Raw genomic sequence first — 13,582 nt, 5'->3', positions numbered from 1 at the left:
GTCGCAGCAAGTCAAGTCTTGTTGCAGCGGCCTAGCCGCACAGGCATTATGCATTTGCAATTATGGCAAGGACTTAACGGTGAGTTTGGCTCAGGAAATGTTCGCGATCGCCCCAGCCATGGGGAAGGCGAACCTGTCCGCCAGTCAGCTCAAGCTGCTGAGCGGCAAGGCGCGCTGGATTTTCCGCGTCGCCGAGGCCGGTTTCCCCACCGTTCCGACCATCGCCTTGACCCGTGCGGCGTGGGAAGCCCTGCAGGGCGAACGGGCCCGCAAGGACGTCCGCCTGCGCACCCATTGGGTCGCCTGCCTCTATAAGCTGGTCGGCAAGGACAACGAGCCGCCGCTGTTGGCAGTGCGTACGTCCGCAGCCACGCACAATGGCGGACTTATGCCCGCCAAGATGGGTATCACCGCGCCTACCAATCCCGAAGATTCTGTCGATCCGACCCGCGCGCTCGCCAAGGCGATCAAGGCGGCGTTCGATAGCTATGGATTTGGCCAAGGTTGGACGGCACGCGCCGACGAAGATCGTGGTCGCCAGATCGTGCTGGTTCAGGCCGCCGCCGATGGCGAAATCGATCAGTTCCTAACGCGCAATGCCACAACAGGTACGCTGGGCCCGTCGCCAGTCAATGGCGCGCCGCTGCCGCGCATGTCCGAGCGTATCGACGCGCTGGTCAATCTGCTCGACGCCAAGGCCGGTCGGCACATGAACTGCCTCGTCGCCATCAAGCGTGGCCAGGTGCTTTTTCTGTCGGCGCGGCCCGTTCAGGTTTCGGCTGCGGCTGAACTTGAAGCGGCGGTGGATCGCGTCAATCGCAAGGTCTGGACGCCGCAAAACGCCGTCACGCGCGTTGATCCGACCCGGCTCGTGCAATTGCTGCACCCACGCCTCAAATCCGCCGAGGGCGCCGCACCTATTGCGACCGGCCTTGGCGTTTCGCCCGGCGCCGCCAGTGGCGTCATCGTGTTCAATCCCGACGATGCGGCTCGGCTGCGGGCGCGCGGCAAGCACTGCATTTTGGTCGTCAACGAAACCGGCCCAGCCGATATCGAGGGCATGAAGGCCGCGACCGGCATTCTGACCGCGCGCGGCGGTATGTCGAGCCATGCCGGCGTGATCGCCCGCATCACCGGAAAGCCCTGCGTTGCTGGCGTGCGCACCCTTTCGGTCGATACCGCCGAAATGGTCTGCCGCATCGGTGATCGCGAGTTCCGCACTGGTGACCGCCTGACCATCGATGGCAGTGATGGCTCAGTCTATGCCGGCACTTTGCCGCTGGCCCAGCCTCACATTGGCGGCGCCATCAGCACACTGCTCGGCTGGTCCGATGCCAGCCGCAAGATCTCCGTCCGCACCAATGCCGAAACCGTCGATTCTGCTCTGACCGCACTCAGCTTTGGCGCAGAAGGCATTGGTCTGGCGCGTTCCGAGCACATGTTCTTTTCGCCCGAACGCATGGTGGCGCTGCGCCGGGTTATCCTCAGCGAGGACGAAGACGACCGAAATCGCGCCATCAACGGCCTCGTCGACTACCAGACCGGCGACTATTCGGCGCTGTTCTCGACCATGAACGGCAAGCCGGTTACGGTGCGACTGTTCGATCCGCCGCTGCACGAATTCCTGCCGCGTAGCGACGAGGAAATCGAGGAAACCGCGGCCTCGCTTGGGCTTGCCGTCCGGGCTTTGCGACAGCATCTCGATCGCGTTGCCGAGGTCAATCCGATGCTTGGCCATCGCGGTGTCCGTCTCGCCATCACTTATCCCGAGATGCTGCAGATGCAGATGCAGGCGGTGATGGCCGGTGTGCGGGCCGCCAGCGAAACTCAGACCGAGCCGGTTTCGGTGGAGGTCATGGTGCCATTCGTCTCGACGGCCAGTGAAGTCGCCTGGGTGCGCGAGCGCGTCTATGACATCGCCGCCTATTCGGGCCTGCTTCGTACCGACCGGGTCAAATTCTCGTTCGGCACCATGATCGAGCTGCCGCGTGCCTGCCTACGGGCAGGGGACATCGCCCAGATGGTCGATTTCTTCTCCTTCGGTACCAACGATCTGACGCAGACCACCTTCGGTATTTCCCGCGATGACGCGCCGACATTCCTCGCTTCCTATCAGCGCAAGGGGATCTATGAACGCGACCCCTTCGTCACCATCGACGAAAAGGGCGTGGGCGAAATGATATCCATCGCTGTGGCACGGGGCAGGGCCGCCAATCCGGCCCTCAAGATCGGTATTTGCGGCGAACATGCCGGTGATCCCGCTTCTTTGAAGTTCTTTGCGGGGCTAGGCGTCGACTATGTGAGCTGCTCACCCTATCGTGTCCCCATCGCAAGGCTGACCTTGGCGCAAGCTTCTGCTTAAATGTCAGCCAACAATCCCCATATGAAGGGGACGATGCTGGGCGTCACCAGCAACAGGGATAGGAACACACCGACGTGAAATTTTTGCCGGTTCTGGCGCTCTTGCCGCTTTTCGCAATGCCCTCTCACGCCGTCATGGCTCAATCGGGCCTCGCCCAATGCGTCACGCTCGCCGCCGACACCGAACGTCTTGCCTGCTACGACGCCCTGTTCCTGGGGCCAGATGCTGATGCCGATACCATCCGCGTCGTGCTGGAGTCCGAACAGCTTATCCCCGCCCGCCCAACCGGTCGTGCGCCTGCTACCATCACCGTGATGTGCGAAGCCGGCGTTCTGCGCGTCGCCTTCGGTTTTGCGGGCAACACCATGTCGGCGCTGGGCCGCGATGCGGGCATAACCCTGCAATACGACCTGCAGGCCGGCCGCAGCCGCACGCTGCCTGTGAACCCTGAAAACACCGCGATCCTGCTCAATACGACCGCAGATTCAGCGTCTTTCCTTGATGGTCTTGCCGGGGCGACCAACCTTACGGTTCGCGTCACGCCGGTCAATTCGCGCTCGCTGTCGGTCCGCTTCCAGGTGCAGGGCTTCGTGCAGGACGTCGCGCCGGTCGTTGCCGCCTGCGGGTAACCAACAGCCCACAATCGCGCTGTCCCATTCAAGAACAGCCTTTCCGTCCAGTTGCACTATGGGACGGTCGATACCGCTCAACTGCGGCAAATCGGCCGTCCACAATGCTGCCTGATGCGCGCCATGGTTAACTCATTGCTGCGCCGTATTGCCCGTTTACTCGCTGCTAACCCTAATAAGACATCATTACAGATGTCGGCATTCTAGCGTCACTTTCGCCGATCAGTTGTTTTGTTGCGTAAGCGTTGAGTAAGCATTCATGGCCCATCCACACCGGCCGGCGCAGTTGCGTCCGGTTAGAGCGGTTCGTCGCCGGCATTCCTTCACCAAGCTGTTGGTGGTCGGGATCATTGGCGGCCTTGGCTATGCAGGTCTGACCAGCGGTGCTGTCGGCCCCGCAGGCGATCTGTCCGACGGCCTGCCAGCCAACATCAACCTCGTTTCCGCCAGCCTCAGCTATTCAGGCGTCGATCCGGTGATCACCGGTTCGGTCGATCATCTGTTTGAAACATCAAGCTTTAACGGCCCCAACCGCGCCGAAAAGACCGACCGTTTGCGACCGCCGGTCGACGTGGTTGCCATGTCGCGCAGCTTCGATGAAGCGCGCCTGCAACTTGCCACCCTGCGCGGTATCCCCGCCGATGCGATTGGCCTCGGCCAGTCCCAGATTGCCGCTATCGGAACCGGCGCCACCGGCGATGTCGAGATCGGCCCGCGCATGTCGCTGGCCTCGATCAATCCGGCAACGGCTGCCGCACTCGACGCAATCGCTGGTATCGCGCCATCGATGCAGACGCCGCTGCCGGCTCTAGCGTCCGAGCAATTGGCTTATGCCCGCGCCAATGCCCCGATTTCCGATGGCTATGTCACCGGCAATGCCATGTCGGTGTCCGACAAGGAATTGTGGTGCCTGGCGACAGCGATCTATTTTGAAGCCCGTGGCGAAAGCTATCGCGGCCAGGTTGCGGTGGCGCAGGTTGTGCTCAACCGCGTCAAGGATCACCGTTATCCCAACACCATTTGCGGCGTCGTCTATCAGAACCAGCATCGCCGCAATGCCTGCCAGTTCTCGTTTGCCTGCGATGGTATCCCCGACACCATCAACGACCGCGCATCCTGGGCGCAGGCCGAGGACATCTCCAAGAAATTCACCAATGGCGAGCTTTATCTGACCGAAGTCGGCGACGCGACGCACTACCACGCGACATATGTGCGCCCCGCCTGGGCGCCCCGTATGAACCGGGTCACCCAGATCGGCCTGCACGTGTTCTACAAGTTCAAGAGCGGCTGGTTGTTCGGCTAATCTGGCAGGGCGGTGGGGCAGTTATGCCCCGCGCCAGCCTAGTTGCGCGAGTACATGGTGGCGTTGCCGCTGCGCAGGTAGATGAACGACTTGCCGTTGCTGGTTCCAAACGAGGTCCAGCCATCATTGGTCCAGTACGAGAAGCGGTTGTAATCGCGCTCGTCTGGCACCTGGGACACGGTTATCCCCGGATAGAGCACATGCTTTGAAAACATCGCGTCGGTCGAATAGGTGCCGGTCGCGGTGGTCGTGATGTTGACGTAGCTGACCTTGCCACCCTCGATTTTCTTGACCATCGCGGTGGAGAGGGGATCGGTCGCCACCCAGTCCTCATAGTCGACGGTGTAGTCGCGTTCTTCAAAACGCACGAGGCGGGACGGATCTATCCCCCCAACGCTGGCATCGGCAAAGGCCTGCACCACCATGCCGGGACCCATGGTTGCCAGAGCCGTTGCCGAGATGGCGCCCAAGAGCATGCCGAGCAGCAAATGTCCGTCTGGCAGTTTCATGGCTTTTGTCCCGAAATGAACCGTAAGGCTTTGATTTGTTAACCAATCAGAAACCATAACGGTACGGGAGGGGCAAATTTAATTGTCTATTAAGGTTAATCCCCCGGCGGCTCAGACCGACAGCGACTCGAATGCGGCGATGAACCGGTCATGCGCTTCGCGGGTCGGCCAAGGGCGGATCAGACGGTCGAAGGCATCGACGTCAAAGGCGGGAAGGCTCGGCTCGCCAAACAGCTTGCGTGCCTCGCCATCCTCAAAGCCTGCCAAGTGCACCGCCTCGAAGAACGCGGCTTCCCGGTCTGCCTTTTTGATTTGCTTTGCCAAGGCGATGGTCATGTTGGCGGGCAGCGAGAAGCGCAGGAAAATTGCCGAGAGCAGGCGGTTTTCGACGTCTTTGTAATTGCCGCCCATTGCCGCCTTGAACGGGGATATGATGTCGCCCATCACATATTCGGGCGCGTCATGCAGCAGGGCCTGGGCCTGGCTGATGGCGTCGCTGTCGGGCTCGTGGGCGCGAAACAGTTCGAGCACCAGCACCGAATGCTGCGCCACTGAAAACGGGTAATCCCCCTCAGTCTGGCCATTCCAGCGAGCGACGCGGGCAAGGCCATGCGCGATGTCGGAGAGTTCGACATCCATTGGCGAAGGATCGAGAATATCTAGTCGGCGCCCCGACAACATACGTTGCCACGCGCGTGCACTCGTACGTGCCATCATGCCCCAAAATGCTAACAGACTGTTAGCATCGAGAGTAACCAATCGCCGCTCGATTCGACAGACGCGTTACGCGCGATCAGTCCTCCGGCGCGGTGTCGCCGAACGAATATGTGGCCCAGGAGGGGAGGGTGAGTGTCACTGGCTTGCCATCGACCGTGACGGCGCCGAGATCGGTGATGCGGTCGAGCCGCACAATGGCGACGGCGTTGCCATCAACGACCTGCCCGATGCTACCAGCTTCGCGGGTGCCGCTGATAACTGGCGTGCCGGCTGGCGCATCGATGCCACTTACCAGCACCGGACGGCGGCGCGCGGTGCCGCGATGCTTCATGCGGCTGACCACCTCCTGCCCGACATAGCAGCCTTTGACGAAGTCGATGCCTTCGAGAATATCGAGACCGATATCGTGGGCGAATGTGTCGTTGGCCGGGAAGTCGGCACCCTGTTCGAGCAGACCGCCGGCAATGCGCGCGGCGCGGTAGGCGGTGTCGTCAGCAACCCAAGCGGCGGTGGCGTCAACCGGGGCGATGATCCGATAGCCGATGACGACGGGGCCAAGCCGGTCGGCATGGCTGATCAGGTCTGGCGCGGCGGCATCGGAGAAACCGACGCGGTGGCTTTCGCGCAGATCGTCGATCACGACCTGGGCGCGCAACCGGTACATTTTCATGCGCTTGAAGAAATCGTCTGCCACGGACTGATGCACATCGAGCCAGATTGCGTTGTCAGTCCAACCCGCGAGCCCTTCGGCGAGGATTTTGCCCTGTGGCGACAGCAGCGCCCACCATGCGGCCGTGCCGGTGTCACTGTCCGGGATTTTGCCGGTGACGACATCGTTGAGCAGCTTGTGCGCCTCTGGGCCGGAAAAACGGAACACGGCACGGTCGGCGCGCAGGTGGATGGTCATGGTCTCTTGCTTCCCGGACAAACGGTCCGCTCAATCGGCCAAAATTGTATTGGCGGGTGGGACCCCAGACATGGCGCAGTCAGAGGCGATTTTCAAGAATGGTGCGGTGTGCGGGGTGGCGGCATGGTGGCCTGCTGGGAAATGAGTGGCGCGGATGAATCGCACCCCTCACCCGCCCCTGCGGGGCGACCTCTCCCCTGAGGGGCGAGGTGAAGGTGGTGTGCTCTAACGTCTGATTGCGGCCACGTGTCTAAAATGCACTGGCGTCGCAGTCGACACCCTCCCCCTTGCGGGGAGGGAAGCGAGATAGGCGTTAGCTTCAGCTAACTCTGTGATCGAGCAGGAAGGGGGTATCTCCCCCATGCGCGTTGGCGGAAGCATCACCCCCACCCTTGATCCCTCCCCGCAAGGGGGAGGGTATCGACTGATAGGTCGAAGCAACTGGTTCAGTTGCTTGGCATCTGCATTCTCCCTCAGTCGCCCGAGACGAACATTTGCCATTCGCCGTCGGTGCCGATGAAGACGCGCCAGGCGAACCAGCCGCCAAATTCGGTCATGCCTTTGAGGTCTTCGTCGCTGACGAGGCGATAGGCGTCGACGGTTTGGGCGGGTGTCAGGTTTGAAATATCGGGGACCACGGCGAGATAGGGCCAGACATAGCTGGGCGTTTCGCTGGAGGCGTCGATCTTGGCATAGGGCGCTTCGAGCACATTGCGCAGCACGGCAAGGATCTGGCGGCCTTCTGGATCGGCGGACTGTTCCTTGAGATAGGCGACCGGGTCATCGGGCAGGCCGAAGCTGACAGTGGGCGGAGTGTCCTGGGCGTCGATGATGGCCTGAAGGCTTTCGATATCGCCTGATTTGGTGGCATCGATTAGCTGCTGGCGCATGGCGCGCACAGCTTCGGGCAGCGCCGAAAGGTCGTCGCTCACCACCATATCGTCATAGGGATTGGTGCTGACTGCTTCCTGTGCCAAAGCCGGGCCGGACAGCAATAGAGCGACGAGTGCTGTTGTGATCATGCGCATAGTCGAATCTCCCTCAAGGACTTCGACTATAGCGGCGTGTTTGCGCTCAATAAGGCAGGGCTACTGCAGGATGCGATCGAGGTTGTATTCGCCGGACCGGATGCGGTCGGGCAGCAGCGCCATCAACTCGGCGGTGGCATCGTCGCCATGCATTTTGACAAAGGTGGCCAGCGCCGCAAACAGCGAGGCATGGGCCAGAGCGGCGCTCTGCACGCCGTCATCTTCGGCCTCGTTCCAGGCCTCGGCCAGATACTCAAGGGCAAGCTGGCGCTCCCCCTGGTCGCGGTCAAAAACAGTATGCCCGGACGCGGGCGCAAACATGGTTTTGGTCGTTGTCATGACGCTGGGGTTAGCACGGAGAAACAGGGGAGGCGCGCAGGAAGTAACCCGAAGGTTAACGGGAAGTGCGCGATTGTAAGGAGGCGGATACCTACCCTGCATCCGTTAACGCCGCTATTCGGCAAACCGCGTATGGATGTCGCGCGCATTGCGCTCGGCTTCGACCAGAAGCCGCCCCAAAGCCTCGCGAGCGGCGGGCGTGCAGGCGCGGTGGAAGCGCGAATAGGCGGTGTAGCCGACGTTAAATGCCCCGGCCAGCCGCTGGCGACGATCCTCATCGGGCTCGTCGAGATCGATCAGTTCCGACATCTGCTCGCGCCAGTCCTGCGTACCGGCCTGACAGAGCGGCTGCAGGAAATAAAGGCTGCCCATGATCTCGGCCAGCCGCTCCATCTGCCGCTGATAGGGCGGGTCGATGGCCAGGCTCGGCACCGTGGACAAAGCGAGCAGAGCGGCGATGGCAGTGATTAGTTTTCGCACGCTGAGGTCTCACCGTTCCTTGGTCATCGCCGGGCTTGGCCCGGCGATCCACACTGCGCGATGGCAGAAGATGGATTGCCCGGACGAGCCGGGCAATGACGGCCATTGAGGGTTCTGTTTTTCCATATCAGTTTTGCGCCAGAACGGCGAAGGCCCTCGCGAGCACGTCATCGAGGCGGCTGGTGGTGCGCAGCGCGATCAGCGCCGTCGGGTCCATCCATTTGTGGTCTGCAACCTCATCGGAGGCGCGAAGCTGGCCCGAGAAATCACGCGTGACGAACACGGCCAGACGATAGGTGCCTTCGCGGCCCAGTTCCTGCTCCATCACGAGGCGCGGATTGCGAATGGTGAGGCCGACCTCCTCGGAAATTTCGCGGATGGCGCATTGTTCGATGGTCTCGCCCGGCTCCAGTCGACCGCCCGGCAGGGTCCACAAATTCTGGTACGGGGCATAGGCGCGCTTGATCAGCAGCACCTTGCCCTCGCGGACGATTGCGACACTGGCGGCGTTCGGGAGATCGGTCACTTCTGGCTCATTTGCGATTCGTATGCGCAGAGATTACCTCTACTTCGTTAATCGAGGAGATTGGATCATGTGCGGACGCTACGCCTCCACGCTGCCGCCAGAAATGATGGTTGAGCTGTTCAAGCTGCTCAAGAGCATCGACATTGTGCCGCGCTACAATATCGCGCCGACGCAGCCTGTTGCGGCCATCTGGGAGGCGCAGGGGCGGCGCGAGGGGCACTTTGCGCGCTGGGGTCTGGTGCCCGGCTGGGTCAAGGACCCGCGCGAATTTCCACTGCTGATCAATGCCCGCGCCGAAACCATGGCCGAAAAGCCGGCCTTTCGAGACACGCTCAAGCACGGCCGCTGCATCATCCCGGCCAGCGGCTATTACGAGTGGCACACCAATCCCGATAAATCCAAACAGCCCTATTACATCACCATGAGCGACGACCGCCCGATGGCGCTGGCGGGGCTTTACGCGACGTGGATGGGACCGAACGGGGAAGAGATCGACAGCGTCGCGACCATCACCGTGCCGGCCAATCCACAGCTGTCGGAAATCCACGACCGGATGCCGGTGATTCTGGAAGGCGCGGCGGTCGATGACTGGCTCAATGTGCGCGACGTGCGGGCGGCCGAGGCCGGGCAGTTGGCGCTGCCGCTGGCTGATGGGGTGCTGAAGTTTCATCCGGTATCGACGCGGGTGAACTCAGCGCGGGATGATGATCCGGGACTGATCGAGCGGGCGGAAATCGCCAAGCCGCAGCCAAGGGTGAAGAAGGTGGCGGGTGGTGGCGGGCAGCTGGATTTGTTTTGATAGACTATCTTGCAGAGGTTTTTCAGTCGTCCACCCTCCCCCTTGAGGGGAGGGAAGCGAGATAGGACTTAGCTTCAACTAAGTCCGTGATCGAGTAGGGTGGGGGTATCTATCCAAGAGTGCGGTGGTTGTGACTCACCCCCTCCCTTGATCCCTCCCCTCAAGGGGGAGGGTGTCGACTGCAAGGTCGGCCTACATGATCCCGAAATACCCGAGCGCATCGCCCATGGCTTCTTCTTCCCAGCCGAGGTGGGAGAGCAGGACGCGTTCGAGGGCGTGATAGACGGTTTTGGCGTCGTCGAAGCGGGATTGTGATGGTTCATTGGCCAATGCGTTTAGTGCGTCGACCAGCCGTTCCAGCAATTCGTGCACCACGACATGTTCGGCCGTTAGCCGGTCGGCGATGGCCTTGAAACCGGGGCTTTGGCGGCCGAGCACGGGGAACAGGTGATGGTCCTCAATGGAGTGGTGCGTATTGACGATCTGGCAGTGCTGGCCGCAGAGATTTCCGAAGCGCCGATAGTTGGCGACCATGGCAAGCGCGCTGGTTTCTTCGGCAATCTCGCTGCGGGTGACGGTGCCCGCATTGGCGCGGTCGATCATCTTGCCGAGCGTGACCATATTGGCGCGCAGGTGATCGTGGATTATCCGCAAATGATGGCCGGCCTCGCGCTGGTCCTCAGTCAGACCATCAAGCTTTTGCACCGGCGGACGGGTTGCGTCGTCGAGGAATTGGATGTTGAGCAGCATGACGGGTAGATGGGCCCGTGGGCAAAGCGGTGCAAGACGGCACAAATAGGTGACTGTGCGTTGGGGCACGCCCTCGTGGTTCGAGGCTCGTGAAGAACTCGCACCTCACCATGAGGGCTACTTGAACACCTCACAAAGAGAAGTCCTCATGGTGAGGTGGGAGCGCAGCGACCCTCGAACCACGAGGACGTGACGCAGCCTCTCACCCCAAAACCTTGCCCGGGTTCAAAATGCCCTTGGGGTCCAGCGCCTGTTTGATCGAGCGCATCATTTGCAGCGCGACCGGGTCCTTCACCTGCCGCAGCAGATCGACCTTGAGCTGCCCGATGCCGTGTTCGGCCGAGACGGAGCCGCCGAGGCGCAGGACGATGTCGTAGATGGCTTCGTGCAGTTTTTCGTCGGATTCGGCCATGAAGGTCTTGGGGTCGGCGCCGACAGGCTGGCTGAAGTTGAAGTGGATATTGCCGTCGCCCAGATGGCCGAACGGCACGGCGCGGATGCCAGGGATGAGCTTTTCGGCAACGGCGATGCCTTCGGTGATCAGCTCGGGCACATTGTCGATGGGGACCGACACGTCGTGCTTGATGGAAGCGCCTTCCTTCGATTGCACTTCGCTCATCTGCTCGCGGAACGCCCACATCCGGGTGCGGTCGCTGAGCGATTCGGCAAACACCGCATTGTCGACCAGACCTGCGGCAAACGCCGCTTCGATGGCGGTCATCAAAGTGCCCGATGCGCCCTTGGTGAGGCGGGAGACTTCGATCAGCGCATACCACGGGGAGGGGCCGGGGGTAGGGTCACGGTCGAGCATGCCCTGACGCAGCTGCATTTCGAGGCCAAGCTGCGGCACGATTTCAAAGGCGCTCAAGCGGCGGCGGGCGCGCTCGCGGAGGTATTCAAAGAGGCGCAGCGCGGCATCGAGGCTCGAGAGGCTGACAATGGCGGTTTCGTAATCTTCGGGCTTGGGGAAAATCTTGAGCGTGGCGGCGGTGATGATGCCCAGCGTGCCTTCGGCACCGACCAGAAGGTTCTTGAGATCGTAGCCGGTATTGTCTTTTTTGAGGGAATTGAGGCCCTGATAGAGGCGGCCATCGGCCAGAACGGCTTCGACGCCCATGGTGAGGTCGCGCGCATTGCCATAGGCCAGCACATTGACGCCACCGGCATTGGTCGACAGCACGCCGCCGATCCGGGCAGACCCCTGGGAGGCCAGCCAGAGCGGCAGAATCACCCCTTCGGCTTCGGCTGCCTCGTGCGCATTGGCGAGAATGACGCCTGATTCTGCGGTCATCGCGCCCGCTGCCGGGTCGATGGCGCGGATGCGGTCGAGCCGGGCGGTGCTGAGAATGACTTCGTCGCCGCGCAGTGGAACCTGGCCGCCGACCAGCCCGGTATTGCCGCCCTGCGGGATGATGCCGACGCCTTTTTCGTTTGCCCAGCGCAGGATAGCTTGCACCTCGGGGACCGATCCAGGGGTGGCAATGGCCGCCGCGCCGGTGTGGAAGCGTTTGCGCGGTTCGCTGAGATAGGTGGTCATCCGCCCGGGATCGCCGATAACGGCATCCGCCCCGATGAGTTCGGTCAACTGTGTAACGATCTCGGCTGCAGATACGGACATGGAAAAACCGGGGTTTGGCATGGGATAGCCGGGCGGCGAACTTGCCCCCGTGGGTCGCCATGTGCCACAACCGGCGCAACGACTCCAGCAAGGGATTAAACAATGGCCACTGGATTGATGGCAGGCAAGCGCGGCTTGATCATGGGTCTCGCAAACAACCGCTCGATCGCATGGGGCATTGCCAAGCAATTGCACGCGCAGGGCGCCGAGATCTGTTTCTCCTATCAGGGCGAAGCGCTCAAACGCCGCGTCGAGCCGCTGGCTGCCGAACTCGGTTCGGACTTCCTCGTCGAATGCGACGTGTCTGATGACGCGGCAATGGACGAGACGTTCCGCCAGATCAAGGAAAAGTGGGGCAAGCTCGATTTCGTCGTGCACGCCATCGGCTTCTCCAACAAGGATGAGCTCGAAGGCCGCTACCTCGACACCTCGGCGGACAACTTCGCGCTGACCATGAACATCTCGGTCTATTCGTTCACCGCCGTCGCCAAGCGCGCCGAAGCGCTGATGAGCGAAGGCGGCTCGCTGTTGACGCTGACCTATTATGGCGCCGTCAAATATGTGCCGAACTACAACGTCATGGGCGTTGCCAAGGCCGCGCTTGAAGCATCGGTTCGCTACCTCGCCGTCGATCTGGGCAAGGCCGGAATCCGCGTCAACGCCATCTCGGCCGGCGCGATCAAGACCCTTGCCGCTTCGGGTATCTCCGGCCTGCGCGACATGCTGCACTGGCAGGAAGCCAATTCGGCCATGCGCAAGAACGTGTCGATCGACGACGTTGGTGGCGCTGCAACATACCTGCTGAGCGATCTCGCCAGTGGTGTGACCGGCGAAATCCATTACGTTGACGCAGGCTTCAACGTTGTCGGCATGAAGCTGCTCGACAATGTAGAGCCAGCCGCCGGCGAATAGACTTCTCTTTATAGGACGCGTCGGCATAGCGGCGCGGGATTGCACATGACAGCCCTGGTCTGGCCGGAAATCTACTTCATCCGGCATGGTGAAACGCCATGGAATGCCGAGCGCCGCTATCAGGGGCGCAAGGACATTCCGCTCAACGACAAAGGGCGTGGCCAGGCCAATCAGAACGGCAAGACGCTCGCCGCATTGTTTGCGGCGCGCGGCCTTGATCCCAACAGCTTCGAGTGGCACGCCTCGCCACTCGGACGCACCCGCGAAACGATGGATCGCGTCCGCGCCGGGTTCGATGCGCATCTGCCCGACGTGCAGTATGACGTGCGGCTGATGGAGATTTCCTTCGGCGTGCTGGAAGGCGAACTGTTCGAGCAGCTGCCGGCCAATATGGCCATCGCACCGGGCGATCGCACCGAAGACTATTGGGACTATCGCCCTGAAAATGGCGAAAACTACCGCGACGTCGAAGCGCGTCTGGCCGAATTTGCCAGCGTGCTCAAGGGACCGTCGGTGGTCGTGGCCCATGGCGGCATCGCCCGCACACTGCGCGTACTGATCGAACATGCGCCCGTGCTGGAAGTGATCAACTGGGCGCCGCCCCAGGATGCCATCATGCATTTTACGCCCGGCAATATGGAATTGCTGCGGGGTTAGTGGGGCGATGGGGGCGTGAGTGCCCGGCCATGCACTATGTTGCCAA

15 protein-coding genes are annotated in these 13,582 nt (G+C 61.7%); 6 read left to right on the top strand and 9 right to left on the bottom strand.

Going from position 1 to position 13,582, the window contains the following annotated elements:
* Positions 1-97: 97 nt before the first annotated feature.
* The 3 genes from ABIE28_RS12530 (at position 98) to ABIE28_RS12520 (ending at position 4,294) form a co-directional block, all read left to right on the top strand.
* Positions 98-2,362 carry a putative PEP-binding protein gene (locus tag ABIE28_RS12530; protein WP_354063396.1) on the top strand — a complete coding sequence of 755 codons (2,265 nt, stop codon included), beginning with the start codon at positions 98-100 and terminating at the stop codon, positions 2,360-2,362.
* A gap of 74 nt (positions 2,363-2,436) precedes the next feature.
* Complete coding sequence (locus ABIE28_RS12525) at positions 2,437-2,991, top strand: hypothetical protein (RefSeq protein ID WP_354063395.1); 555 nt, start codon at positions 2,437-2,439, stop codon at positions 2,989-2,991.
* Positions 2,992-3,250: 259 nt separating this feature from the next.
* A complete protein-coding gene (locus ABIE28_RS12520; protein ID WP_354063393.1) occupies positions 3,251-4,294 on the top strand; it encodes a cell wall hydrolase in 1,044 nt (347 codons plus the stop codon).
* 38 nt (positions 4,295-4,332) lie between these two features.
* On the opposite strand, the gene ABIE28_RS12515 is transcribed toward ABIE28_RS12520, so the two are convergent.
* From ABIE28_RS12515 to ABIE28_RS12485, 7 genes are all read right to left on the bottom strand, one after another.
* Positions 4,333-4,803, bottom strand: a complete 471-nt coding sequence (locus tag ABIE28_RS12515) for a hypothetical protein (RefSeq protein ID WP_354063391.1) — start codon at positions 4,801-4,803, stop codon at positions 4,333-4,335.
* A 111-nt stretch (positions 4,804-4,914) separates the two neighbouring features.
* A complete protein-coding gene (locus tag ABIE28_RS12510) occupies positions 4,915-5,517 on the bottom strand; it encodes an HD family hydrolase (protein ID WP_354066447.1) in 603 nt (200 codons plus the stop codon).
* A 79-nt stretch (positions 5,518-5,596) separates the two neighbouring features.
* The gene (gene ygfZ, locus ABIE28_RS12505) at positions 5,597-6,427 is read right to left on the bottom strand and encodes a CAF17-like 4Fe-4S cluster assembly/insertion protein YgfZ (protein ID WP_354063389.1); all 831 of its coding nucleotides are present in this window, start codon (positions 6,425-6,427) and stop codon (positions 5,597-5,599) included.
* 473 nt (positions 6,428-6,900) lie between these two features.
* The gene (locus ABIE28_RS12500) at positions 6,901-7,455 is read right to left on the bottom strand and encodes a hypothetical protein (RefSeq protein ID WP_354063387.1); all 555 of its coding nucleotides are present in this window, start codon (positions 7,453-7,455) and stop codon (positions 6,901-6,903) included.
* A gap of 60 nt (positions 7,456-7,515) precedes the next feature.
* The gene (locus tag ABIE28_RS12495) at positions 7,516-7,794 is read right to left on the bottom strand and encodes a hypothetical protein (RefSeq protein WP_354063385.1); all 279 of its coding nucleotides are present in this window, start codon (positions 7,792-7,794) and stop codon (positions 7,516-7,518) included.
* Positions 7,795-7,908: 114 nt separating this feature from the next.
* Positions 7,909-8,274 carry a TIGR02301 family protein gene (locus ABIE28_RS12490; protein WP_354063383.1) on the bottom strand — a complete coding sequence of 122 codons (366 nt, stop codon included), beginning with the start codon at positions 8,272-8,274 and terminating at the stop codon, positions 7,909-7,911.
* Positions 8,275-8,401: 127 nt separating this feature from the next.
* Positions 8,402-8,800, bottom strand: a complete 399-nt coding sequence (locus ABIE28_RS12485; RefSeq protein WP_354063381.1) for an NUDIX hydrolase — start codon at positions 8,798-8,800, stop codon at positions 8,402-8,404.
* Between the two features lie 67 nt (positions 8,801-8,867).
* Here ABIE28_RS12485 and ABIE28_RS12480 point away from each other — a divergent pair, with 67 nt between their 5' ends.
* Positions 8,868-9,599, top strand: coding sequence for an SOS response-associated peptidase (locus ABIE28_RS12480; RefSeq protein ID WP_354063380.1), 732 nt, complete (start codon positions 8,868-8,870; stop codon positions 9,597-9,599).
* A 192-nt stretch (positions 9,600-9,791) separates the two neighbouring features.
* Here ABIE28_RS12480 and ABIE28_RS12475 read toward each other — a convergent pair whose 3' ends face one another.
* Together ABIE28_RS12475 and ABIE28_RS12470 are read right to left on the bottom strand one after the other, a co-directional pair.
* Complete coding sequence (locus ABIE28_RS12475) at positions 9,792-10,349, bottom strand: hemerythrin domain-containing protein (RefSeq protein ID WP_354063378.1); 558 nt, start codon at positions 10,347-10,349, stop codon at positions 9,792-9,794.
* A 202-nt stretch (positions 10,350-10,551) separates the two neighbouring features.
* Positions 10,552-11,967, bottom strand: coding sequence for an FAD-binding oxidoreductase (locus tag ABIE28_RS12470; RefSeq protein ID WP_354063376.1), 1,416 nt, complete (start codon positions 11,965-11,967; stop codon positions 10,552-10,554).
* Between the two features lie 102 nt (positions 11,968-12,069).
* Here ABIE28_RS12470 and ABIE28_RS12465 point away from each other — a divergent pair, with 102 nt between their 5' ends.
* Both ABIE28_RS12465 and ABIE28_RS12460 read left to right on the top strand, forming a co-directional pair.
* The gene (locus tag ABIE28_RS12465; RefSeq protein WP_354063375.1) at positions 12,070-12,879 is read left to right on the top strand and encodes an enoyl-ACP reductase FabI; all 810 of its coding nucleotides are present in this window, start codon (positions 12,070-12,072) and stop codon (positions 12,877-12,879) included.
* A 45-nt stretch (positions 12,880-12,924) separates the two neighbouring features.
* Positions 12,925-13,536 (top strand): histidine phosphatase family protein, encoded by a 612-nt coding sequence (locus tag ABIE28_RS12460; protein WP_354063373.1) that lies wholly within the window; start codon positions 12,925-12,927, stop codon positions 13,534-13,536.
* Positions 13,537-13,582: the final 46 nt, after the last annotated feature.

The sequence above is a fragment of the Devosia sp. 2618 genome, from assembly GCF_040546815.1.
In the GTDB taxonomy this organism is placed as follows: domain Bacteria; phylum Pseudomonadota; class Alphaproteobacteria; order Rhizobiales; family Devosiaceae; genus Devosia.
This window is presented reverse-complemented; position numbering and strand designations above follow the sequence as displayed.

Bases quoted from the DNA above. Each gene is read 5' to 3' on its own strand.
- ABIE28_RS12475 (WP_354063378.1), bottom strand. From the start codon at position 10,349: ATGCTGCTCAACATCCAATTCCTCGACGACGCAACCCGTCCGCCGGTG.
- ABIE28_RS12500 (WP_354063387.1), bottom strand. From the start codon at position 7,455: ATGCGCATGATCACAACAGCACTCGTCGCTCTATTGCTGTCCGGCCCG.
- ABIE28_RS12495 (WP_354063385.1), bottom strand. From the start codon at position 7,794: ATGACAACGACCAAAACCATGTTTGCGCCCGCGTCCGGGCATACTGTT.
- ABIE28_RS12520 (WP_354063393.1), top strand. From the start codon at position 3,251: ATGGCCCATCCACACCGGCCGGCGCAGTTGCGTCCGGTTAGAGCGGTT.
- ABIE28_RS12530 (WP_354063396.1), top strand. From the start codon at position 98: ATGTTCGCGATCGCCCCAGCCATGGGGAAGGCGAACCTGTCCGCCAGT.
- ABIE28_RS12515 (WP_354063391.1), bottom strand. From the start codon at position 4,803: ATGAAACTGCCAGACGGACATTTGCTGCTCGGCATGCTCTTGGGCGCC.
- ABIE28_RS12460 (WP_354063373.1), top strand. From the start codon at position 12,925: ATGACAGCCCTGGTCTGGCCGGAAATCTACTTCATCCGGCATGGTGAA.
- ABIE28_RS12480 (WP_354063380.1), top strand. From the start codon at position 8,868: ATGTGCGGACGCTACGCCTCCACGCTGCCGCCAGAAATGATGGTTGAG.
- ABIE28_RS12465 (WP_354063375.1), top strand. From the start codon at position 12,070: ATGGCCACTGGATTGATGGCAGGCAAGCGCGGCTTGATCATGGGTCTC.
- ygfZ (WP_354063389.1), bottom strand. From the start codon at position 6,427: ATGACCATCCACCTGCGCGCCGACCGTGCCGTGTTCCGTTTTTCCGGC.
- ABIE28_RS12510 (WP_354066447.1), bottom strand. From the start codon at position 5,517: ATGGCACGTACGAGTGCACGCGCGTGGCAACGTATGTTGTCGGGGCGC.
- ABIE28_RS12470 (WP_354063376.1), bottom strand. From the start codon at position 11,967: ATGTCCGTATCTGCAGCCGAGATCGTTACACAGTTGACCGAACTCATC.